Here is a 22,250-nt window from a genome sequence, read left to right as displayed (position 1 = left end):
TACCAGGCCGCCGCCCAATCGGCCCGCGACCTCTGTGGTTCACAAGTGGGAGGAGAAAAGAAACATGAGCGAACTCCCCGCCATTCTCGTCGATGCAGACGCCTGCCCGGTCAAGGCCGAGGTCGAAAAAGTGGCCGACCGGCATGGCATCCTTGTCACCTACGTCTCCAATGGCGGCCTGCGGCCATCGCGCGATCCGATGATCCGCAATGTCGTGGTTTCCAAAGGTGCCGATGCCGCCGACGACTGGATCGTGGACAATGCACGCACCAACGACATTGTGATCACCGCCGACATTCCGCTGGCCGCCCGCGCGGTGGCACTCGGCGCGCATGTGCTTGGGCCAACGGGGCGCCCCTTCACGCCGGAAACGATCGGCATGGCGGTAGCGATGCGTGACCTGAAGCAGCATCTGCGCGAGACCGGCGAAAGCAAGGGCTACAATGCCAGCTTCGCGCCGCAAGACCGGTCGCGGTTTCTCGGCGAACTCGACCGCATCTTGCGGCGGGCGCTCAAATCCGCCACACCAGACTAGAAACCGAGCGCCATCCAAGGTTGGAACCGACATGGCTGCCGAAACCCCGGTGAAGTCTCCCATTCAGCGCCACATGTTGTTCGCTGTGTCGGCCTGCGTTGGCGTTTTTGCGCTTCTCGTGGCGTTGCTGCTGCACGCCCCGCTTGCCTATTCGATCGGCGCCAACGCGTTCTTTGCCGCTTATGTCATTCTCGTCGTCGCCCAGATGCCGAAGTTCACCGGCAGGTATCTGAGCAGGAATGCGCGTGCCACGGACCAGCCGGTGCTGGTCATCTTCGCTGTGACGCTTGTCGTCGTCGGCGTAGCCGTTATCTCATTGTTCCTGCTGATCAATCAGAAGGACAGAAGCCATCCCGTCGAGCTCACCTTCGCGCTGCTGTCGATCCCGCTCGGCTGGTTCACCATTCATGCCATGGCAGCGCTCCATTATGCTCATGTCTACTGGATGGACGGCGATGCTGTGGATGCCGAGACCAGGAAGAAAATCCCTGTCGGCGGACTGCTGTTCCCGGGTGACAAACGGCCGGAGGGCTGGGATTTCTTGTACTTCTCGACGGTGATCGGCATGACGGCACAGACCGCCGATACCAACATCTCGACCACGCATATGCGTCGTGTCGTGCTTGTCCATTCCATCCTGTCGTTTTTCTTCAACACGGTCATCGTCGCCGCCGCCGTCAATCTCGCCGTCAGCCTAGGCGGTCCGTAATAAATCCGTGATCGGATGAAACATCGGTTTGGATCGCGACGTATCAGGAGGACAATGAACGCGCAGGCCATGCCGCGAGGCCGGGAGACGAAACATCATGGAATCCGTTGCCAGAAGCCAATCCGCCGCCGATCCAGGCGCTTCGGCGTCGAACGACAAAACGCTGATCTACCGGCAGTCGCGCTGGACACGGCTGACGCATTGGCTTTGGGCTATCTCGTTGTTCTTCATGCTGCTGTCAGGCCTGCAGATCTTCAATGCCCGTCCGCAGCTCTATATCGGCAAAGAATCGGGCTTCGAATACAACAACACCATCTTCGCCATCGGCGCCGAGAATTCCGATGCGGGTCCGCGCGGCTACACGGAAATCTTCGGGCATCGCTTCGACACCACTGGCGTGCTCGGCTGGTCGGGTCCGGCCGGCCAGGAGACGTCCCGCGCCTTTCCCTCCTGGGCGACCATCCCGTCCTACTATGATCTCGGCACCGCGCGCGTCATCCATTTCTTCTTTGCCTGGATACTGGCCACGACGTTGATCGTCTGGTTTGTCGCCAGCACCGTGAACGGCCATCTGCGGCGCGATCTCGCGCCACGCCTCGACGATTTGAAGCGATTGCCGCAAGACATCGTCGACCACGCCAAGCTCAAATTCCACCACAGGCGCGAATACAACACGCTGCAGAAGATGGCCTATGGCGGCGTGCTGTTCGTGCTGTTGCCGCTGATGATCATCACCGGCCTGGCCATGTCACCGAGCATGAATTCGGTGCTACCTTTCCTCAACGATCTGCTCGGTGGCCGGCAGACGGCACGCACCATCCATTTCACCGTCATGGTGCTACTGGTCGCCTTCTTCGTCGTCCATATCCTGATGATCCTGGCCGCCGGCCCGATCAACGAACTGCGTTCGATCATCACCGGCTGGTATCGCACCGATCCTCCCGCACAGGACGACAAAACGGTCGAGAGGAGTGCCTGACATGGCGAAGTTTGAGATCAGCCGCCGCAAATTCCTGACCGGTGCCAGTCTTGGTGCCTCCGGCATCATGCTGTCGGGCTGCGACGCCTTCGACAGTCAGCTAGGTGTTGGCAGCGGACTGCGCAGTTTTCTCGAAAACGCCAATGGCCTGACCTACCGCGCACAGCGGCTGCTTGCCGGAAGTGACGCGCTGGCCCCGGAATTCACCGAGGCCGACATCCGCCAGCCGCAGCGGCCGAATGGTGTCACCGCCCCCGATGACGATGTCTACAAGGGCTTGCTCGCCAACAACTTTGCCGACTGGCGACTGGAGGTTTCAGGCCTTGTCGAGAAACCCCTGTCGCTCAGCCGCGAGCAACTCCAGAATATGCCGAGCCGCACCCAGATCACCCGCCATGACTGCGTCGAAGGCTGGAGCTGCATCGCCAAATGGACCGGCACGCCGCTGTCGCTAGTGCTGGACCAGGCGGTGGTCAAACCGCAGGCGCGCTACGTCATGTTCCATTGCCTCGATACGATCGACCGCAGCCTCTCCGGCGACATCAAATATTACGGCAGCATCGACCTGGTCGATGCCCGTCACCCGCAGACGATCCTCGCCTATGGCCTGAACGGCAAGCCGCTGCCGGTCGAGAACGGCGCTCCGCTGCGGGTTCGCGTCGAGCGCCAACTCGGCTACAAGATGCCGAAATATCTCTACAAGATCGAGCTGGTCGACGGCTTCGCCACTGTCGGCGGCGGTCGCGGCGGCTATTGGGAAGACAATGGCTACGACTGGTACGGCGGGATCTGATCTGAACACCGCAATTCCGGCTCTGAAGATGCTAGCCTAGCGAGCGGCGAAACAGTTCGCCCTTTCCGGCAATCTGCTCGCCAATGCCGCCAAGCCGCAGCATATGCCAGGCAAGTGCATGGTTGCTCGAGGTTACCGGTTTCCCCAGTTCCTTCTCGACCTCCTCGATGATGCGGGCAACGCGCATGCTGGTGCAGGAAACGAACACCGCCTCACAGTCGCTCGACACACCGATTTCCAAGATGGCCTGCTTGACCGATGCCGGCGTGATGCGCGCAACGACATTGTCATCCGCCTCGTTGAAGGAGCCCATGACCGGAATGTCCATCCCCGCGCCATCAGCGATGCACGTAGCGAATGATTGATTTTCGCCAGATAAGGGGTGAGCAGCGCGATCCGCGAGACGCCCAGGGCCTTCAGCGCCGCCCGTGCCGCCGTCACCGGGTTGGTCACCTGCACGCCCGGCAGCACCTCGTGAACGCGTTCGGCGACCTTGTCCTCGCCTATAACTAACGCTCCTGACGTGCAGGCAAAGCCGATCACATCGAACTTGACGTCCGGCAAGAGCCCGACAGTTTCCGGGATGACGGCCGACATCTTCATCAGGTTTTCCGGCGTGATCTCGACGTCGCTGTAGAGCCGCGCCTCGTACAGCGCGATGTCGCGCGCGGGCAGCGCATAGCGGAATTCATCCTCGATGGTCTGGTCGGTCCGAAGGACGAGCAGGCCGAGATTGGCGCGGGTGCCGATGCCGTCGTCGGTCTTGAAGGGAATGTGTTCCTTGTCGACGACAAGCGCGGCGCGGCTAAGCGGGGCGTCCATGGCGCAATCCCCTTCCTGATGCCTATCAGAATTGTCGACAATAGAAACGACAACTTTGCCAAACGTGTCAAGAGCTCCATTCGAATTTTGGGAACCGGGAAATGCTGGCATTTCGCCCTGTTTGAACGGTGAATCGATCGTCGGCTCACGCACCCGTTGACAATGACCAGCGTCTTCCGGTTGAATTGTCGACAATAGAAACGACAACCATTCGGGACAGCGATGCAAGTATTGATCTTGGGCGGCGGCGTTGTCGGGATCACCACTGCCTATCAGTTGCAGAAGGACGGCCACACGGTCACCGTTCTCGAGCAGGCATCACAGGTGGCCGAAGGGGCTAGCTGGGCAAATGCCGGCATGATCGCGCCCGGCCATTCCTTCGTCTGGTCATCGCCGGCCGCGCCCAAAATCCTGCTGAAGTCGCTGTTCCAGAAAGACCAGGCGCTTCGTTTCAAGCTCTCCGCCGACCCGCATCTCTACAGCTGGTCGCTGCGCTTCCTCATGCAATGCACGGCCGCCAAAGCGCGTCGCAACACCCTTCTCAAACATCGGCTTGCGGTCCATTCCCAATCGGTCCTACAGGCGGTCGTCAGGGAGGAAGCGATCCAGTACGACAGGACATCGGCCGGCATTCTTTACTTCCACCGCAACCGCCAGGCGCTCGACAAGGGCATCGCCAACATGCGCCTGCTGGAGGCCGACGGCCAGGAGATCCGCATCATAGACGCGCAGGAAATCGTTGACCGCGAGCCGGCGCTGGCTTTGTCGCGCGGCAACATTGCCGGCGGCATATTGTGTCCGACCGACGAAACCGGCGACGCCGCCAAGTTCACGCGCGCGCTGGCGGCCATCGTCGAAAATAGGGGTGGCAAGATCCTGACAGGGACCAGGATCGTGGGGATCGAACGCAGAAAGGAAACGATCACCCGGATCGTCACCGACAAGGGAGAGTTTCTGGCCGACACCTACGTTCTGTGTCTCGGCGCCGAGAGCCCCGTCCTCGCCCGCAAGATCGGCCTTGGTCTGCCGATCTATCCGGTCAAGGGATATTCCATGACCATTCCCATCGTCGATCAGGCGCTGGCTCCAAAACTCCCTGTCATCGATGAGCACAATCTCGTCGCCATCACGCCGATGGGCGATCGCATCCGCGTGACCGCCACCGCGGAATTCGCGGGCTATGATCGCAGCCACAAGCCTTCGGATTTCGCCTTCATGAAGCGCGTCACGCAGGACCTGTTCCCGCGCGGCATCGCCTATGATCGCGCCGAGATGCGGGCCTGCCTGAGGCCCATGACGCCCGACAACCTGCCGATCCTCGGCCTGCGCGACATCCGAAACCTGTGGCTGAACACCGGGCACGGCCATATCGGCTGGACCATGGCGCATGGATCGGCCCGTATCGTCGCCGATCTGATCGCCGGCCGGGCGGCGCCGATCGCCCTCGACGGCATCCTTCCCACACAGGCGCGGTTCGCCGAACCAAGCGCCGCAAAGGCTTGACGACGCCATGCTCCGACCCACAAGGCAAAGCAACCGGGACAACAGCGCGGCGTTGGCATCCAAGCCGATCAAGACCGGCCCGCGTGTCTATGAAGAAATCCGTCGCATGGCGATGGATTATCGCTTCAAGCCGAACGAGCGCATCAACGAAGTGGCGCTTGCCGCCAGGCTGAATGTCAGCCGCAGCCCAGTCCGGGAAGCGCTCCAGCGGCTGGTCACGGAGGAACTCATCACTTTCCAGACCAATCGCGGCTTCTTTTGCCGGGGCTTCGATGTCGACGAGATCGTCAATCTTTCCGACGTGCGAGCGGTGCTCGAGGAGCGCTCCGTCAGGCTGGCGATCCAGCGCGCGACTGATGAGGAACTCGCCGCGCTCGTCGACTGGTGGGCGCTCACCATGGCGCGCGCCGACTCGTTTTCCAGCACTGAGCTGACCGCCAGGGACGAGGAATTTCACATCCGCATCGCCAGGCTGTCAGGCAATCCCGAACTGGCGCGCATGCTCGAAGGCATCAACACGCGCATCCATTTCGTTCGCAAGATCGAAGTGGAGAAGCACCGGCGATTGTCGACGACCTACACCGAACACAGCGAAATCGCCCGGGCCATGGTAGCCCGCGATGCCGACAGGGCCGCAAGGCTCATGCACGACCACATCGCCATCAGCGTCGCCGATGCCATGTCGACCGTCAGGGAAGGCTTGGCAAGGATATACATCGACGTCGACCAGATCTAATCGGGCAACCCCAGCTTTGACCGAGGCAAAAGCCCTATCGATCAGGCAACCTTGTCGAGCAGCGGCCTCAGCGCCGGATGGATTTCCGGTGAGGCGTGCTTGATCAGGGTCAACAGCGCGCGTTCGTTCTCGTAAAGAGGCCTGTCGACGCCGATATGTTCGATCAGCCAGCCGGCTTCGCCGGCATCGATCGTCTCGGCGCGGCGGGCCAGAGCCTCGGCCGCCCTGTTCTTGGCTTCCCACTCGGCCTCGACGTCGCCTGGAGACCGATAGGCTTCCATGATGCCGGCAAGGCCGCCGGAGATCATGCGGCTGAAGAAGCCGCCTATTTCCGGATCCGCATGTTCGAGGAAGGCATCACGGCGCAGCGCCACATCGCGCGTCGGTGCTTCGTAGCCGGCCGAGCACATGACGAAATTGGCGATCGCCTTGACGAACAGCTCGTTCCAGGACGGATCATTGTGCCCTTGAGCAGTGCACTCGTTGATCTTGAACAGCACCTCGGCCTCGGCGCGCGTGATGGCGATGTTGCCGTCGCCGCCATGGGCATGGAGGATCCGGCGCAGCAGCTCGACCTCCGCCTGTGCGATGAGGCCGGGAGCCAGCGTGCCGCCGAGCATCAGCGGCCCCTTGCCGTCAATGACGGCATGCGCCACCTGCTCCAGCGCATAGACGCAAAGCTGGCTCGGCGACGATTTCGCCTGTTCCAGCACATGCACCAGCAATTCGAGCTCGGTCCGGCTGTCGACCATGCCGTCGCGCGAGATCGTGCGGATCAGCCAGTCGGCATTGTCTTGCGAGATATAGCCCGACGGCTTTTCCTGGTGGACGATATAGTCGGTGACCGCCTCGACGAAGAAGGGCGGCCATTCCTGGCATTTGTCCTTCGCCGTTGCATCGAGCGCAAACAGCGCCTCGGCCTCGCCGCGCGTCACGACGCCATCGCCGAACACTTCATGGCGCAACATCGCCACGTCCTCCGCGGCGATGCGGCTTTTCGAGGTCAGCCCGGCCACCGGCGCGCTCATGATCAATTCGCCCATTTGTCGTCCCCGTCCGCCGTCGCCAAGCGCCGGCCCCAAGCGTCATACAAGCCAACATATCAGCAGTGTCTTGAAAAACCGGCAAACGGCGTGGTTAGCGAAGACTTGTCGGCCAACGCATGTCGCCCAAAACGTGCCGCGGTTTTGAAGAATGGCATGCACGCGCTTTAGATGTCGCTGACAGGTGACAAGCCGTCGCGCGCGAGCTATGGATGGCGCGTCGAGGACTCAGGGTCTGAGTCCTACCTGTTTGCGGGAGAGAACAGCGAGAGCTGTCGCCGAAGGGGAAATCGCCCGAAATCTCTCAGGCAAAAGAACCGTAGACGGGAAAGACACTCTGGAAAGTCGGGGCTTGCCCCCGCGCCGAAGGTGTAAGCGCCGCTGACAGAGTTCCGGCTGCGCGAGTCTCTCAGGCTTCAGACAGAGGGGCACGGACTGGTCGCCATTCGCGACCGATTGCGTGCGACTCTGGAGACGACATGACGGGCGACGATACAAGACACCTACCCCTCGAAGACATCCATGTAACCGCCGGTGCGCGCTTCGGCGCTTTTGCCGGCTGGTCGATGCCGCTGACCTATCCGGCGGGCGTCATGAAGGAACATCTTCACACCCGCGAACAGGCCGGCCTGTTCGACATCTCGCATATGAAGCTGTTCGAAGTCAGCGGGCCGGAGGCGGTTGCGCTGCTCAACCGCGCTTGCCCCTTGGATGCAGGCCCACTCCAAATCTCACAGTCCAAACTGTCCTTTTTCCTCAACGAGGCAGGCGGCATCCTGGACGACCTCATCGTCACCAGACTTGGCGATAACAGGTTCATGGTAGTCGCCAACGCAGGCAACGCCGTCGCCGATGAAAAGCATTTGCGTGCACTTGCCGCGGATTTCGACGCCAGGGTCGAGCCGCTCGACCGCGTCTTCCTGGCCATCCAGGGTCCTGAAGCCTGGGCCGCCCTTTCCCGCGCCGGCATCGAGACCGGCTCGCTGCTTTTCATGCATGGTGTCGAACCGCGCAAAAACTGGTTCATGAGCCGGTCGGGCTATACCGGCGAGGACGGTTTCGAGATCGGCCTGCCGGAAGCCGATGCACGCGGCCTCGTCGCCAAGCTGCTCGGCGACGAACGCGTGCTGTGGATCGGCCTGGCCGCCCGCGACAGCCTGCGGCTGGAGGCAGGACTGTGCCTGCATGGCCAGGACATCACGCCGGAGACCGATCCGGCCAGCGCCGCCTTGATGTGGGCAATTCCAAAGGACATCCGCGCTTCCGGCGCTTTCATCGGCGCCGATGCGCTCCGCGCCGCCGTGGAACGAGGACCCGCGCAAAAGCGGGTCGGGCTTAAGCCGGAAGGTCGCCAGCCGGTGCGTGGCGGTGCCGCGCTTTTTGACGCCGACGGCAATCCGGCCGGCCAGGTCACATCGGGCGGCTTCGGCCCCTCGGCCGGCCATCCGGTCGCCATGGGCTATGTCTCGACACCTCTGGCAAAGCCCGGAACGCGGGTCTTCGCCGATGTGCGCGGGACGAAAATCCCAGTCGATATCAGTTCCCTGCCCTTCACACCCCATCGCTACCGCAAAGGATGATCTCAATGGCAACGACCTATTTCACATCAGATCACGAGTGGCTCCGCGTCGAGGGCGGCATCGCCACGGTCGGCATCACTGATTACGCGCAGGAGCAGCTCGGCGACCTCGTCTTCGTCGAACTGCCGGAGACCGGAAAAAAATTGACCAAGGGCGACACCGCCGTCGTGGTCGAATCCGTCAAGGCGGCATCCGATGTCTATGCACCGGTCGATGGCGAGATCACAGAGGCCAACGGCACGCTGTCGTCGGATCCGTCACTGGTCAACTCGGCCGCAGCAGGGGCCGGCTGGCTGTGGAAGATGAAGCTTGCCGACGAAAGTCAGCTCGCTGGCCTCATGGATGAGGCCGCCTACAAAGCCCATATCGGTTGATATCAGGACTTATTGACATGACCGCAGCACCCTACCCCTTCTCGGCCCGCCATATCGGTCCCGGCCTCAACGACACCAGAGCGATGCTGGCCGCCATCGGCGTGCCCTCGATCGAGACGCTCATCAGCCAGTCCGTACCGAAGTCGATCCGGCTCGATCGGCCGCTTGCCCTGCCAGCACCGGCGAGCGAGGCGGAAGCGCTGGCCGAACTCTCGGCTGTCATGTCCGGGAATACGGTGCTGAAAAGCTTCATCGGCGCCGGTTATCACGGCGTCCATGTCCCGCCGGTTATCCAGCGCAATCTGTTCGAGAATCCTGCCTGGTACACGGCCTACACGCCCTATCAGGCAGAGATCAGCCAAGGCCGGCTCGAAATGCTGTTCAACTTCCAGACGCTGGTCACCGAATTGACCGGCCTGCCGGTGGCCTCGGCCTCGCTGCTCGATGAAGCAACCGCCGTGGCCGAAGCCGTCGGCATCGCCTTACGCCACCACCGTGACAAGCGAACCAAGGTCGCACTTGCCGGCACGCCGCATCCGCAGACGCTGGACGTGGTGCGCACCCGCGCCGAGCCGCTCGGCATCGAGATTGATGGCGAGACGATCGACGACAACACCGCCGCCCTGCTTGTCTCCTGGCCGGATACATTTGGCATCTATGGCGACCACAAGGCAGCGATCGACAAGGCGCGCGCAACCGGGGCTATCGTCGTCTTCATCGCCGACCCGCTCGGCCTGACGCTGACCGACGCGCCGGCCAAGCTTGGCGCCGACATCGCCGTCGGCCCGATGCAGCGCTTTGGCGTGCCGATGGGCTTTGGCGGCCCGCACGCGGCCTATTGCGCCGTCTCAGACAGGCTCACGCGGTTGATGCCCGGCCGCCTGGTTGGCCAGTCCGCCGACAGCAAGGGGCGACCCGGATACCGGCTTGCCTTGCAGACACGCGAACAGCATATCCGCCGCGACAAGGCGACCTCCAACATCTGCACCGCGCAGGCGTTGCTCGCCAACATGGCGACTGCCTATGCCATCTGGCACGGCCCCGCCGGGCTGCAGGCGATTGCCGGGCGCATCCACACGCTGGCCAATCGTCTCGCCTCCGGGCTCAAAGCAGCAGGTATCTCCGTGCTCGGTTCAAGCCGCTTCGACACGGTGACGGCGGAGGTGAAGGGCAAGGCAGCTTCGATCGCCACTGCGGCTGAAAAGGGTGGCAGATTGCTGCGTGCCGTCGATGCCGATCATATCGGCATTGCCTTCGACGAAACTTCGACCGAGGCCGATCTCGACGCAATCGCGGCCCTGTTCGGCGCCAAGGCTGGTGTCTCCGCCGACAGCACGGTGCCCGGTAAGCCGCGCGGCAAGGAGTTCCTGACCCAGCCTGTTTTCCACGAAAACAAGTCGGAAACCGAGATGATGCGCTTCCTGCGCCGGCTGGCCGACAAGGACCTGGCGCTCGACCGCGCCATGATCCCGCTGGGGTCCTGCACCATGAAGCTCAACGCCGCCGCCGAGATGATGCCGGTGAGTTGGCCGAGCATTGCCAATCTGCACCCTTTCGCCCCGGCCGCGCACTCGACAGGCTACCGTGCCATGATCGGTGAGCTGGAGGGCTGGCTGTCGGAGATCACCGGCTTCGACGCCGTCACCTTGCAGCCCAATGCCGGGAGCCAGGGCGAATATGCCGGCCTGCTCGCCATCCGCGGCTATCACCGCTCACGCGGCGACAACCACCGCACCGTCTGCCTGATCCCCTCCTCGGCGCATGGTACCAATCCCGCGAGCGCGGCGATGGCCGGCATGAACGTCGTCGTCGTGCGCTGCACCGAAGACGGCAACATCGACATGGACGACATGAAGGCCAAGGCGGCTGAGCATGCGCAAAATCTCGCGGCGCTGATGTTCACCTATCCCTCGACGCATGGCGTGTTCGAGGAAGGCGCACGCGATCTCTGCGCACTGATCCATGAGCATGGCGGCCAGGTCTATTTCGACGGTGCCAACCTCAACGCGCTGGTCGGGCTTGCCCGTCCCGGCGACATTGGCGCCGATGTCTGCCACATGAACCTGCACAAGACCTTCTGCATACCGCATGGCGGCGGCGGACCCGGCATCGGGCCGATCGGCGTCAAGGCGCATTTGAAGCCGTATTTGCCCGGCCATGTCACCGAAGGCTCGGCGCACGCCGTCTCCGCCGCCCCCTTCGGCAGCGCCTCGATCCTGCCGATCACCTGGATGTATATCCGCATGATGGGCGCCTCGGGCCTCAAGCAGGCGACCGAGACGGCGATCCTGTCCGCCAACTACATCGCGACGCGGCTCGGTGCGCATTTCCCGGTGCTCTACAAGGGCAGGCAGGGACGCGTCGCGCATGAATGCATCCTCGACACCCGTGTGCTCAAGGAGAGTGCAGGCATCAGCGTCGACGATATCGCCAAGCGCTTGATCGACTATGGTTTTCACGCGCCGACCATGTCCTTCCCGGTTGCCGGCACGCTGATGGTGGAGCCGACCGAGTCCGAGCCCAAGCGGGAACTCGACCGCTTCTGCGAGGCGATGATCGCCATATCGGCAGAGGCAGCAAAAGTCGCCAGGGGCGAATGGCCTTTGGCCGACAATCCGCTGGTCAACGCGCCGCACACCGCCTCCGAGGCGCTGGCCGGCCAGTGGACCCATCCCTACTCGCGCCTGGAAGCGGCCTATCCGGCCGGCGACGCCGACACGGCAGCCAAGTACTGGCCCCCGGTGTCACGCATCGACAATGTCGCCGGCGACCGCAACCTGGTCTGCTCGTGCCCGCCGCTGTCGGATTATCTGGGTGCCGCGGAGTAATTACGCTGAGCGCAAGGCCGGCTTGGTCAGCTCGGCCTTGCCCATCCTCTTGCGGCTGATGACGCAATTTCGCCCGGCGCGTTTGGCGGCATAGAGCGCCGCGTCCGCCTCGGCGAGCACGTTGTCCAGCCTGCTGCCGCTTGCCTCGCCAAAGCCGATGCCGCCGCTGACCGTGCTGCGCAACTTGCCGAGCTGGGTGGGGACGATTTCGGTGCCGAACGCCACGCCTATCTTGCTGGCGAGATCGTAAGCTTTTTCGTCCGTCATCCGCGACATGACGATTGCGAACTCCTCGCCGCCAAGGCGAAAAGCGTCGACGCCGGGCCGGGCATATTTCTTGATGACGGCGGCAAAACGGCACAAGACCTGATCCCCTACCGGGTGACCGTAGACATCGTTCGTCCGCTTGAAATGGTCTAGGTCGAACATGACGATGGACATGAACGGACCGAAACTCCGTTCGCCGTAGAGCGACGTCAATGCCCGGCGGTTCAGCAATCCTGTCAGCGGATCGGTCATGGTCTCGGCCTTGAGTTCGATCTGCGCCTGCAGATGATGGAGGGAGAGCGTCAACGCTCCGAGGCCGGTCATGCAGGCGACCGCCACTACGGAATTCAATCGTTCGGCCCAGTTGTCGGGCGCAACCCCGAGCGTCCATTGCCCCTTGGTCAGCAGAACCACGCCGCAAAGCGCAAAAGACATCGCGCAGGTGCCGCTCAGAAACGAAACCACCAGAAGGATGCGGCGATCGTGACTGCCGTTGATCCAGAACATGGCGCCGATCGCCGACAGCAGCGCCGTCACCGTGGTGTAGGTGACTATGAAGCCAATGCCGTCAAAGCCCATAAAGGTCACGACCGCACAAATGGCCATGGCGGCAAGCGCAGGTGCAACGGCACGTCCGTAGCCGGGCATCCCCAGAAATTGCATGGCCGACAAGCAGATGATCAGGAACCCCAGGCTGAGCAGCGCAAGCACAATCTGACAAAGCAGTGGATCGGGATCCTTTGTGTACCGCCAGAACAGGATCACATGCGCGACGAGCACCAGAATTCCGCACGCAACCGTCAGCACGAAACCTGCCTTGGGCGCGGTGAACCAGATCGCAAACATGGTGACGCTAAGGCATATGCCCGACAGCGCGGCTGCGAGCAGGAGCGAACTGAAGTCCAGCATATCGGGCAAGGGCCTCTTGAGCGTCGGCGGTTGCGCTGCATTCTAGGTCAGCGGCAGCCCTCAGATACGGGTTTTCAGGCGATCCATCGATGCAACCTGCGGATAGGGTTTACAAAGCGTCGATGGCACGTGTCCCGAAACCGGACCCATGGATGCGAGATCAACCCTTGTTCAAGAGAGCGAGGTTGGCGTTGACGACTGTTGGATCGGCCATGCCGGCCTTCGCTTCGAGCAGCAACGCCTTGGCCTTCTTGCGATTGCCGCGCAGCAGTTGCGAATAGCCCATATTGTTGACGATCTGCGGCTTGCGGCCGGCGACCTTCAAAAGCTGGCCGTAGGCTCGGTCGGCGAAGTCGAAGCGGCCGAGTTCATCATAGGAAGCGGCGAGCCCCATCCAGGCCTCCGCATTGTCGGCTTTCAACTCGACGGCCTTGCGGAAGTGCTTTTCGGCGAGGCCGTAATTTGCGTCGCGAAACTGCGCCTTGCCTTGCGCCAGATCGGAGGTTTCGGTGTCTTTTGCCGCCGGTTGGATGGCGGTGGTCTTGGTGGTGTCGACGCCACTCGTCGTACAGCCAGACATCATCAAGACGGCCGCCATTGCGGCCATTGCCGTGAAATTACTGTGACGCATGCCCCTGCCTCATCGCCCGATTTGCCGGGTCGTTCTTCAGGAAACACAATATATCAGCGGCGATTAAAGTTCGGTGCCGAAACGCCGCCAAAATTCGGCTTCGGGCACACCAGCCATTAACCACCAGGCACCAGGCGAAGACCTATTCCTAAGAGAATCCCGGCAGCAAGGAAGCGAGCGGCCTTTCACGGCCCCATGACCTTGAGTACCTCGGGAACCGGATAGCGGCTGCCGTCGTAGCGCAGCCGATAGGTCCGGTTCATCGGCTTGCCGGGATGGGACTGGCACTCGCCATCCTTGTCGGGAGACGGATCATCGGTTTGCGTCCGCTCGAGCGCGACCATGTCGTGATAGCCGTGATGGCTCGTCGGGCTCATTGCCAGGCTGACCTCAGTCGAATGAAAGGATCCCGCGCAATTGGTATCGCCCTCGCCGCCATTGCCGGCCACGACAAGGCCATCGAGCACCAGGCGCAGGGCATCGCCGGCGAGAACATAAAGCCGCAGGTCGGTTTCGCTGAAGGGGTTCGCTTGCGAATGGTTCGCGATTTCGATGCGCAGGCCGAAGGCCATGACCCCGGGCGCCAGCCTGTAGCGGCCGGTATCGAATTCGATCTTGCGGATGGCGATGGCATCATCGGCGATCAGCCCCGGCTGGAGCAGGCGCAGGCGCACACGCTGGCTGTTCCTGTCGACGACCAGAAGCTCGATATCGCCGACATGGCCATCGTCGCTGGATTGGGCGCTGTCGATCAGCGGCACGGCTACCAACAGCAGGTCGTCATGGGCAGGCCAGATCTTGCAGCTCAGCCCAAACGGCGCGTCGCCATCCGTCAGGGCGATGCTGATATGAGGTTCGAGCGTGAACGAGGTGCCGTCGGCGCTCTTTCGAGCTTTGGGATAGGCCTGCTGCACCAGGGCGGCGGCATCGCCGCAATCGTCGGCCACGGCCCAGGCGGGCGACAGGGTGGCTGCGGCAAGGCCGAGGAAGAGGGTGCGCAACAGCATGGACTTCTCACCTGCAAGGCCGAGTACGGTCATAACAATGGTTTGTCAGTCCCCCTGCTAGGACTTTTGTGGGGCGCTCGCTAGAGCCGGACGATTTCAGCTCGAATCGAAGCCTCACACCTTTCGGCATCATGCTATTGCGCCGTCATTTTGACGATGACTGGAATGGCCGCGATCATCAGCACCACCGGTAGGATGCATACCACCACCGGCACCGACATCTTGGCCGGCAGAGCGTGCGCCTTTTCCTCGGCCAACGACATACGCTTATGTCGCATGTCGTCGGAAAAAACGCGCAACGCCCCCGACAGGCTGGTGCCGAGTTCCTTGGACTGCTGCAGCAGCGTGGCGAAGGAACGCACCTCGTCCAGGCTGAGGCGGTCGGCGAGCGCCTTCAGCGCATCGTCGAGGCTGCGCCCTGCCCTCAGCTCCAACGACACCAGCTGCAGGTTCTGGCTGAGCGCGGGATAGGTCTTGGCGAGTTCCTTGGAGACGCGCTCTATGCCCGCCTCCATGCTCATGCCGGCATCCGAGCAGACAATCATCAGGTCCATGAAATCGGGAAAGCCGTTGCGGTACTCACGCCTGCGTTCCCGCACTTTCTGGCTCAACATTAGGCCGGGCAGGAAATAGCCGGCCGCTCCCGACAGGATGACGAATGTCCAGCGACTGGCCATCGTCGCGTCCGGGCTGGCCATCCATCGGTTGAGCACAAACACACCGATTGCCGTGCCGATCATCGCGCTGAACCGGATCAGGAAGAACGTGCCGACAGCGCGCGGCTCCATGTAGCCCGCCTGGATGAGCTTCATGCGCAGCCGGGCGACATTTTCCGGATCGCTCCTGGCGTAGAATTCCTGCGCCCGCTTCACCGCCTTCTCGCGCACGACGCCGGTATTCTTCTTCTGCACCGGCTCTGGTTTGGCGGCGACGGGGCCGTTGTCGACCCTGAGCCGGCGCATGACCTCGTTGCGGTCGCCCTTCGCCATGACAACAGGCCAGGCAACAGCGGCAGCACCCGCCGCCAGCAGCAGGATGGCCACCGGCATCAATGAGGTCGGCGCAAGCGAGGCGAGGAATTCGATGAAGCCCTGCATGTCAGAACTTGAAATTCGACATCTTGAACATGATCAGATTGCCCAGCATCAGCCAGGTGATCGAGCCGCCGAGCAGGTACCAGGTTTTCGCCTCGCCCCAGACGTCGCGGTAGAAGCCCGGCATCAGCGCCATAATGGCGGTGAACAGCAACGCCGGCACCGCTGTCAGGATGTAGGCCGACATCCGACCTTCTGTCGCAATGGCGCGCACCTTGCGGCGCAGCTTGCCGCGCTCGCGGATCGTCGTCGCCAGGCCGTCGAGGATCTCGCGCAGATTGCCGCCCGAACTGGTCTGGATCGAGACGGCGGTGACGAACAGCGGCAGATCCTCCTGGCCGACCCGGTCGAACAGCGAGTTCAACGCCGAAACCAGATCGGAGCCATAGGTCACCTCGTCGGCGATGACGCCGAACTCGGTGCCGATCGGGTCGGGCATCTCGCGCGCCACCATGGCGATCGCCACCGGCACCGGGTGGCCGGCCTTCAGGCCACGCGTGATCAGTTCCAGCGCCTCCGGCAATTGCATGCCGAACCGCTTTACCCGGCGCTTGCGCTTGAAGCGCAGCGTGATCACCGGCAGCACCGGCACAAGCACCACAAACAGCACAAGCCCCATCAGCGGCGGCAAGCCGTACCAGATGGCGACCAGGGTCATCGCCATCGCCACGCCGCAGCTGATCATCAGGAATTTCGACAGCGGCATGATCATGCCCGACTGGGTTCGCAAAGCGCGGAACCGATCCAGCGAAAACAGCGGCGTGCCTGCGTCGAGGCCGCGTTCCTTGCGCAGTTGGACAAGCACCTGCTCCTGGCTGATCTTGTTTTCCTGCAGCTTCATGCGCCGGTTGATGGCGGTGCGCTTGTCGCTGCGGCCGGCATAAAGCAGGTAGCAGGCCTCGGCGATCAGGATGCCGGTCAGCGCGGCCGCGGCATAAACGACATAGATAGCGCTCATTCCATCGAACACTTGGCTACTCCTGCGGCCGGCCGGGTTCGAAATATCGTCCGGGAAACTCGATGCCCATGGCGCGCAGATCCTCGAGGAAGCGCGGCCGGATGCCGGTCGCCTCGTAGTGGCCCAGAATCCTGCCGTCGGCCTCCATGCCGGTACGCACGAAGCGGAAGATCTCCTGCATCTGAATGACATCTCCTTCCATGCCGGTCACCTCGGCGACACTGGTCACCTTGCGCTTGCCGTCGGACAGGCGCGTCAACTGAACGATCAGGTCGAGCGCGCTGGCGATCTGGCTGCGGATCGACTGCACCGTCATCGGCATGCCGGTCATGCCAAGCATCTGCTCGAGCCGCGAAATGGCGTCGCGCGGCGTGTTGGCATGGATGGTCGCCATCGACCCTTCGTGGCCGGTGTTCATTGCCTGCAGCATGTCGAAAGCCTCCTCGCCCCGGCACTCGCCGAGGATGACGCGGTCGGGGCGCATGCGCAGTGCGTTCTTGACCAGGTCGCGCTGCTTCAGCTCGCCATGGCCTTCGATGTTGGCCGGACGTGTTTCCATACGCGCGACATGCGGCTGCTGCAGTTGGAGCTCGGCCGCGTCCTCGATGGTGATCAGCCGCTCGTCTTCCGGAATGAAGGCCGACAGCGCATTGAGCATGGTCGTCTTGCCGGTGCCGGTACCGCCCGAAATGATCGTCGTCTTGCGGGCATGCACGGCCGCCGCCAGCACTTCGGCCATGTTCTGGGTGATGGCGCCGAATTCGACCAGTTTGTGCAGGCCGAGCTTGTTCTTGGAAAATTTGCGGATCGACACCAGCGGCCCATCGACCGCAACCGGGCGGATGGCCGCGTTGAAGCGCGAGCCGTCCAGCATGCGGGCATCGACCATCGGCTGCGATTCGTCGACGCGGCGACCGACGGCGGCGACGATCTTGTTGACGATGCGCAGAAGATGCGCCTCGTCCTTGAACGGAATGTGGACCGGCTGCAGCTTGCCCTTCTTTTCGACAAAGCAGTTCATGTGGCCGTTGATCAGGATATCGTTGATGTCGGGGTCCTTGAGCAGCGGCTCGAGCGGACCGAGGCCGACCATCTCGTCGACGATGTCGTCGACCAGCGCGTCAAGCTCGACGGTGTTGATCGCCATCCGCTCCTGCTTGGTCTTTTCCGACACGAAATCATGCACTTGCCGGCGCATCTCATCCTTCGGCAAACGCTCCAGCGCGACAAGATTGATCTCTTCGAGCAGCAGCCGGTGGATACGCACGCGCGCATCGAGCACCTTGTTGGCATTCTTTGCCGGCGCTGTGTCCGGCTTTGCCGGCAAAGCCTTTCGGCTGGTCGGAATGACGACGGCATGATGGGCGACCGGCGTCGTCTCAGGCACGCGCTGCGGACGCGCATCGCGGTTCTGCAGGGCGGAGAAGCGGCTGGTCATCCGGCTTTCCTCTTCAGCAATCCACGGCCCATGCCAAACAGCGAGCGCGATTTCGCCCGTGTTGGGGCCGCCTCCTCCGGCAGGATGATCTTCTTCAGATCGTTGATGACGTTGGCGTTTGGATCGATCTCGTGCAACGGCACGCCGCGATCGACCGCCTCGCGCACCAGCCGATAGTTGTTGGCGATACCGCCGACGAAGTGCTCGCCGAGAATTTCCTGGACGTCCGCCTGCTTGATGCCGTTGTCGAACATCTTCTGTTCGAAACGGTTGACGATGACGTTCGGCTTCACTTCCTTGCCGGCAGTCTCGTAGACCGCCTGGATCAGCCGCTGGGTGTGGCGCAGGCACGGCACCGTCATTTCCGCGACGATGTAGAGCTTGTTGGAACCGAGCAGCACGGTTTCCGTCCATGGAAACCAGGTGCGTGGCATGTCGATGACGACATTGTCGAAATAGGCCGAAACGAGGTCCAGCATGCGCACCACGACATCGGTCTTGAACGAGCGCATCTCTGCTGGATGCGCCGGTGCCGCCAGCACGCACAGCCCGCTGGCATGCTTGGACAGCATCACGTCGAGCAGTTGCCGGTCGAGACGCTCGGGCTGGTTCTCGATCTCGGTGATGTCGAAACGCGGTTCGAGGTCGAGATATTCGGCACAGGCGCCCTGCTGGAAATTGAGATCGACGACGCAGGTCGACGCGCCGCGCGTCACCGAGTGATGCAACTGAAAGGCGGTCTGCAGCGCCAGCGTCGTGGTGCCGACGCCGCCCGCGGCAGGCATGAAGGTGTAGATCTGCGATTCAGTGTTTTCCTCGCGCCCGGGTCCCTGCAGCGCCCGCACGACGGAGCGCACCAGATCGGCCGTGGTGATCGGCTTGACCAGGAAATCCGCGACCTTGAGCTGCACGAGAATGCGCACCGCGGCGGCGTTGAACTCCTGGGTGACGACGACGACCGGAACCTTGTCCTCCAGCCGGCGCATAATGCGCTGCAGCGACTCGACCTCCTCCAGCCTTGCCGCATCCATGTCGACGATGATGGCGCCGAAGTCGGCTTCCTGGATCTCGCCGCGCAACTCGGTGACGTTCTTCTCCACTGTCGAGAGCTGTATGATCTCGGAGGCGGAGAATGCGGTGCGCGTGTCCTGCGCAAACGTCCTGTCGGTCGATACGAGCAGGATCTTCCTGGTCTTGATGCCGTTTGCCATTCTGTCAGCCTGTCAGGTCGATCGACCGTTGGATCATTTGCCCGTGGGATCAATTGGTCGTGCTGGACTGCGATGCCTTGGCACCGGCCGCCTGATCGGGTGTGACAGCCGCGGCACTGCCTCGTTGGGCCGGCACCAGGAGCCTGGTGTTCTGGACCCCGTATTTCCAGGGATCGACCATCTGCATGACGGTGTTGGCGGCCTGCGCATTTCCGGCGCCGGCCGTCGGCCCTTCGCTGCGCACATAGTCGTCGCTGGTGCAGCCGGCGGTAAAGCCGGTCAGCAGCAAGGCGACGCTCGATCCAAAGACCAGACGCATGGCTTCAATCCTTCGGCAGGTCGAGGAAATGCCCAGCCGAAGCGGCCGCTGCAGGTTGAGTGACGCGGCCGTCTGCCCGCGCCACGGTGCGACCGGCATCGGAATCCTTCACTTCCTCGGTGTTGTTGAGAAAATAGTCGGCGTTGCTGGCCGGCTGCGTGCCATCGGTCGGCTCGCCGAGCTTCTTGGACGGATCGACCGGCTTGACCAGATAGGGCGTCACGATGATGACGAGGTCGGTCTCGCGCCGCTGATAGGATTTCGAGGAAAACAGCGCCCCAAGCACCGGCATCTTGCCGAGGCCGGGAATGCGCGACGTGGTGATGTCGTTTTGCGACTGCAGCAGTCCAGCGATCATGAAGCTCTGGCCGTTCTTCAGGTCGACCGACGTCCTGGCACGGCGCACGATGAAGCCGGGAACCGAGATGGTGCCGATATTGTAGGAGGCCGATGCGTCGATCGAGGAGACTTCCGGCGCGATGTCCAGACTGACCAGCCCATCCTTGAGGACGGTCGGCGTGAAATCCAGGCTGACGCCGTATTTCTTGTAGCTGACCGAGATCTTGCCGTCGTCCTCGGAGACCGGGATCGGGAATTCGCCGCCGGCGAGGAAGCTCGCCGTCTGGCCGGACCGGGCGATCAGGTTCGGCTCGGCCAGCCGCCGCGCCAGGCCGCGCTCTTCTAGCGCCTTGATGGCAATATCGATCGACACGCCGTTCGACAAAAGCCTGCCGATGATCTCGCCGGTGCCGGCGGCCGGCACTGTACCCGGATCGATCGAGACGTCGCGGCCACCGAGGCCGTAGGCAAAATTGGCGGCGTATTTGGCGCCCAGATCCTGACCCGCCTGGCGGTTGATCTCGACAAAACGGACATTGAGCTGGACCTGCTGCGACGATGAGATGTTGACCGAGTTGATGACCTCCTCGGTGCCGGAAAAGCGCGTTGCGATCTTGTTTGCCTTTTCGGCGGCGACCGCGTCATCCGCCTCGCCCGACAGCACGACCCGGCCATTGGCCGATCCGACCTTGATCCTGGCATCCGGCACGCTGGCCCGAATGGTGCTGGCCAGCTGGTCTGTGTCGAGCGTCACCTCGATGTCGACGGTGCCGACAAGCTGCTTCTTCTCATCGAACAGCGCAATGCCGGTAGTGCCGAGATTGTTGCCGAGCACGTAGAAGGATTTGTCGGTCAGCGGATTGACGTTGGCGATCTCCGGGTCGCCGATGACGATCTGGTAGAAGGCGGCACTGGTCATGATCGTCTTCGGCTTGCCCTTGGCAACCTTGATCGACGCATTCTTGGTCGACGACACATAGACGATGTCGTTGTCAGCTCTCGCCGAGGCGCCGAAAGCCAGCATCGCGGCAGCAGCCAGCGAAGACGCGACAGCCACCGCACGCAAAATGCGCAACCGCCCCATGACCCGATATGTGAACAGCCCGAACATTGTCCCGTCCCTCACCCAGTCCCCACTGGCTTATTTCTGGTCCCGCGAAGGAACCTGGTATTCCTCGGCCTTCGTGCCGCGCGTTACGATGACCGTCTTGAACTTCGGTTTCTCCGGCTCCTTGGTGACGGCGTCGAACACCGAGCCGGCCGCGGCCTGCACATCCGAGGCGACCGATCCGCCGAAGGAGGAGATGGTGGTGACGCCGTTCTTGCCGTCACCGCCTTCGCTGGCGGACCGAAGCGACAGGGACAAGGTGCCGACGGTGCGGGCCAGCGCCACTTTCTGCGCGCCGTCTGTCGTCACCTCTATAGTCACCGAATTGGAAATCTGCGGCGTCGTCTGGCGCTCGTCGGCGCCCTGCCCGACGCTCAGCACCTTGGCATCGGCGACGACGATCTCGGAGGTGATGGTCGAACCGGCGGCCCCTTGCGCATTCTTGGCCACTTCCTGAATTTCGCCGGCATCGCGCGTCAGCACCACGTCCACGCGGTCACCGGGCGTGACGAAGCCGCCGACACCGGCGATCTCATCGGTGCGGATGGTGACCGCCCGCATTCCAGGCGTCATCATGTTGGAGAGTGTCGCGCGGCCGTTCGGACCGGACAGCTTGGTCAGCAGCACCGGTTCGTTGACCTCGATCGGCGACAGCACCACGCGGCTGCCATCGGCAAGCAACGCATTGATGGTGGTGAAGGCGCCCTGCGGCACGGCCTCTTGCGACCACGGGATTTCGCTGAGCTGCGCGCGGTCGAGCGCCATGCCGTAGCGCAATGGGGCATTCGCCACCACGATGGTCTTGAACTCGACCTTCGGCACGACAGGTGCCGGGATCGACGACGTCTTCTCTTCGGAATCGGCCTCGGCCTGGCTTTTGACCCAGAAATCCGCGGCAAAGATCGAGATCGCCCCGAAAACGGCGGCGATGCCGATCATCGATATGGCCTTGCCCCTCACGCCTAAACCCCTGATATCAGCAGTTTCTTGTTTTGTTGGGCTTACGCTAGGCCGCATTGTTAAAGAATCAGGAATCTTGCGCGGCGGCATCGGACCTATTTCCGCCA

At 62.6% G+C, this 22,250-nt stretch carries 21 protein-coding genes and 1 riboswitch; of the genes, 9 read left to right on the top strand and 12 right to left on the bottom strand.

Features of this window, described 5'->3' with window-relative positions; translation table 11 throughout:
• The first annotated feature begins 64 nt into the window (after positions 1–64).
• From NKJ67_RS10400 to NKJ67_RS10385, 4 genes are all read left to right on the top strand, one after another.
• The gene (locus NKJ67_RS10400) at positions 65–535 is read left to right on the top strand and encodes a YaiI/YqxD family protein (RefSeq protein WP_256748174.1); all 471 of its coding nucleotides are present in this window, start codon (positions 65–67) and stop codon (positions 533–535) included.
• A gap of 31 nt (positions 536–566) precedes the next feature.
• The gene (locus NKJ67_RS10395; protein ID WP_023810520.1) at positions 567–1,244 is read left to right on the top strand and encodes a DUF1345 domain-containing protein; all 678 of its coding nucleotides are present in this window, start codon (positions 567–569) and stop codon (positions 1,242–1,244) included.
• 97 nt (positions 1,245–1,341) lie between these two features.
• A complete protein-coding gene (locus NKJ67_RS10390; protein ID WP_352581275.1) occupies positions 1,342–2,223 on the top strand; it encodes a cytochrome b/b6 domain-containing protein in 882 nt (293 codons plus the stop codon).
• A 1-nt stretch (position 2,224) separates the two neighbouring features.
• A complete protein-coding gene (locus tag NKJ67_RS10385; RefSeq protein ID WP_352581274.1) occupies positions 2,225–3,016 on the top strand; it encodes a molybdopterin-binding protein in 792 nt (263 codons plus the stop codon).
• Between the two features lie 31 nt (positions 3,017–3,047).
• Here NKJ67_RS10385 and NKJ67_RS10380 read toward each other — a convergent pair whose 3' ends face one another.
• On the bottom strand, positions 3,048–3,329 hold the full coding sequence (locus tag NKJ67_RS10380) for an aspartate racemase/maleate isomerase family protein (protein WP_352581362.1): 282 nt from the start codon (positions 3,327–3,329) through the stop codon (positions 3,048–3,050).
• A 731-nt stretch (positions 3,330–4,060) separates the two neighbouring features.
• Between NKJ67_RS10380 and NKJ67_RS10375 the strand changes: the two genes are divergently transcribed.
• Together NKJ67_RS10375 and NKJ67_RS10370 are read left to right on the top strand one after the other, a co-directional pair.
• Positions 4,061–5,341, top strand: a complete 1,281-nt coding sequence (locus NKJ67_RS10375) for a D-amino acid dehydrogenase (protein ID WP_352581273.1) — start codon at positions 4,061–4,063, stop codon at positions 5,339–5,341.
• A gap of 7 nt (positions 5,342–5,348) precedes the next feature.
• Positions 5,349–6,077 carry a GntR family transcriptional regulator gene (locus NKJ67_RS10370; protein ID WP_352581272.1) on the top strand — a complete coding sequence of 243 codons (729 nt, stop codon included), beginning with the start codon at positions 5,349–5,351 and terminating at the stop codon, positions 6,075–6,077.
• A 41-nt stretch (positions 6,078–6,118) separates the two neighbouring features.
• On the opposite strand, the gene NKJ67_RS10365 is transcribed toward NKJ67_RS10370, so the two are convergent.
• Positions 6,119–7,120, bottom strand: a complete 1,002-nt coding sequence (locus NKJ67_RS10365) for a hypothetical protein (RefSeq protein ID WP_352581271.1) — start codon at positions 7,118–7,120, stop codon at positions 6,119–6,121.
• A gap of 243 nt (positions 7,121–7,363) precedes the next feature.
• Positions 7,364–7,450, top strand: a riboswitch (glycine riboswitch).
• 149 nt (positions 7,451–7,599) lie between these two features.
• Here NKJ67_RS10365 and gcvT point away from each other — a divergent pair.
• From gcvT to gcvP, 3 genes are read left to right on the top strand one after another with little or no spacing between them, the layout of a single operon-like run.
• Positions 7,600–8,700, top strand: coding sequence for a glycine cleavage system aminomethyltransferase GcvT (gcvT, locus tag NKJ67_RS10360; protein WP_352581270.1), 1,101 nt, complete (start codon positions 7,600–7,602; stop codon positions 8,698–8,700).
• 5 nt (positions 8,701–8,705) lie between these two features.
• Complete coding sequence (gene gcvH / locus NKJ67_RS10355) at positions 8,706–9,074, top strand: glycine cleavage system protein GcvH (RefSeq protein WP_292693044.1); 369 nt, start codon at positions 8,706–8,708, stop codon at positions 9,072–9,074.
• Positions 9,075–9,091: 17 nt separating this feature from the next.
• Positions 9,092–11,902 (top strand): aminomethyl-transferring glycine dehydrogenase, encoded by a 2,811-nt coding sequence (gene gcvP / locus NKJ67_RS10350; RefSeq protein WP_352581269.1) that lies wholly within the window; start codon positions 9,092–9,094, stop codon positions 11,900–11,902.
• Here gcvP and NKJ67_RS10345 read toward each other — a convergent pair whose 3' ends face one another.
• The 10 genes from NKJ67_RS10345 to cpaB all read right to left on the bottom strand — a co-directional run bounded on the left by NKJ67_RS10345 (position 11,903) and on the right by cpaB (position 22,143).
• Positions 11,903–13,078 carry a GGDEF domain-containing protein gene (locus NKJ67_RS10345; RefSeq protein WP_352581361.1) on the bottom strand — a complete coding sequence of 392 codons (1,176 nt, stop codon included), beginning with the start codon at positions 13,076–13,078 and terminating at the stop codon, positions 11,903–11,905. It abuts the gene before it with no gap.
• Positions 13,079–13,238: 160 nt separating this feature from the next.
• Positions 13,239–13,709 carry a hypothetical protein gene (locus NKJ67_RS10340; RefSeq protein ID WP_127320645.1) on the bottom strand — a complete coding sequence of 157 codons (471 nt, stop codon included), beginning with the start codon at positions 13,707–13,709 and terminating at the stop codon, positions 13,239–13,241.
• A 185-nt stretch (positions 13,710–13,894) separates the two neighbouring features.
• Complete coding sequence (locus tag NKJ67_RS10335) at positions 13,895–14,716, bottom strand: PA3715 family protein (protein WP_352581268.1); 822 nt, start codon at positions 14,714–14,716, stop codon at positions 13,895–13,897.
• Positions 14,717–14,850: 134 nt separating this feature from the next.
• The gene (locus NKJ67_RS10330) at positions 14,851–15,813 is read right to left on the bottom strand and encodes a type II secretion system F family protein (RefSeq protein ID WP_127397571.1); all 963 of its coding nucleotides are present in this window, start codon (positions 15,811–15,813) and stop codon (positions 14,851–14,853) included.
• 1 nt (position 15,814) lies between these two features.
• A complete protein-coding gene (locus NKJ67_RS10325; RefSeq protein WP_127327445.1) occupies positions 15,815–16,780 on the bottom strand; it encodes a type II secretion system F family protein in 966 nt (321 codons plus the stop codon).
• Positions 16,781–16,784: 4 nt separating this feature from the next.
• The gene (locus NKJ67_RS10320) at positions 16,785–18,206 is read right to left on the bottom strand and encodes a TadA family conjugal transfer-associated ATPase (RefSeq protein ID WP_352581267.1); all 1,422 of its coding nucleotides are present in this window, start codon (positions 18,204–18,206) and stop codon (positions 16,785–16,787) included.
• Positions 18,203–19,417: a CpaE/TadZ family protein gene (locus NKJ67_RS10315; protein ID WP_027036833.1), complete on the bottom strand. Its 1,215-nt coding sequence runs from the start codon at positions 19,415–19,417 to the stop codon at positions 18,203–18,205. The genes NKJ67_RS10320 and NKJ67_RS10315 overlap by 4 nt, the downstream gene beginning before the upstream one ends.
• 49 nt (positions 19,418–19,466) lie before the next feature.
• Positions 19,467–19,736 (bottom strand): hypothetical protein, encoded by a 270-nt coding sequence (locus NKJ67_RS10310; RefSeq protein ID WP_352581266.1) that lies wholly within the window; start codon positions 19,734–19,736, stop codon positions 19,467–19,469.
• A gap of 4 nt (positions 19,737–19,740) precedes the next feature.
• Positions 19,741–21,159 carry a type II and III secretion system protein family protein gene (locus NKJ67_RS10305; RefSeq protein WP_502905198.1) on the bottom strand — a complete coding sequence of 473 codons (1,419 nt, stop codon included), beginning with the start codon at positions 21,157–21,159 and terminating at the stop codon, positions 19,741–19,743.
• Positions 21,160–21,216: 57 nt separating this feature from the next.
• Complete coding sequence (cpaB, locus tag NKJ67_RS10300) at positions 21,217–22,143, bottom strand: Flp pilus assembly protein CpaB (protein WP_352581264.1); 927 nt, start codon at positions 22,141–22,143, stop codon at positions 21,217–21,219.
• Between the last annotated feature and the right edge of the window lie 107 nt (positions 22,144–22,250).

The sequence above is a fragment of the Mesorhizobium sp. M0088 genome (assembly GCF_040322895.1).
In the GTDB taxonomy this organism is placed as follows: domain Bacteria; phylum Pseudomonadota; class Alphaproteobacteria; order Rhizobiales; family Rhizobiaceae; genus Mesorhizobium.
The sequence above is the reverse complement of the archived record's forward strand: the minus strand, read 5'-3'. Positions and strand labels throughout refer to the sequence as shown.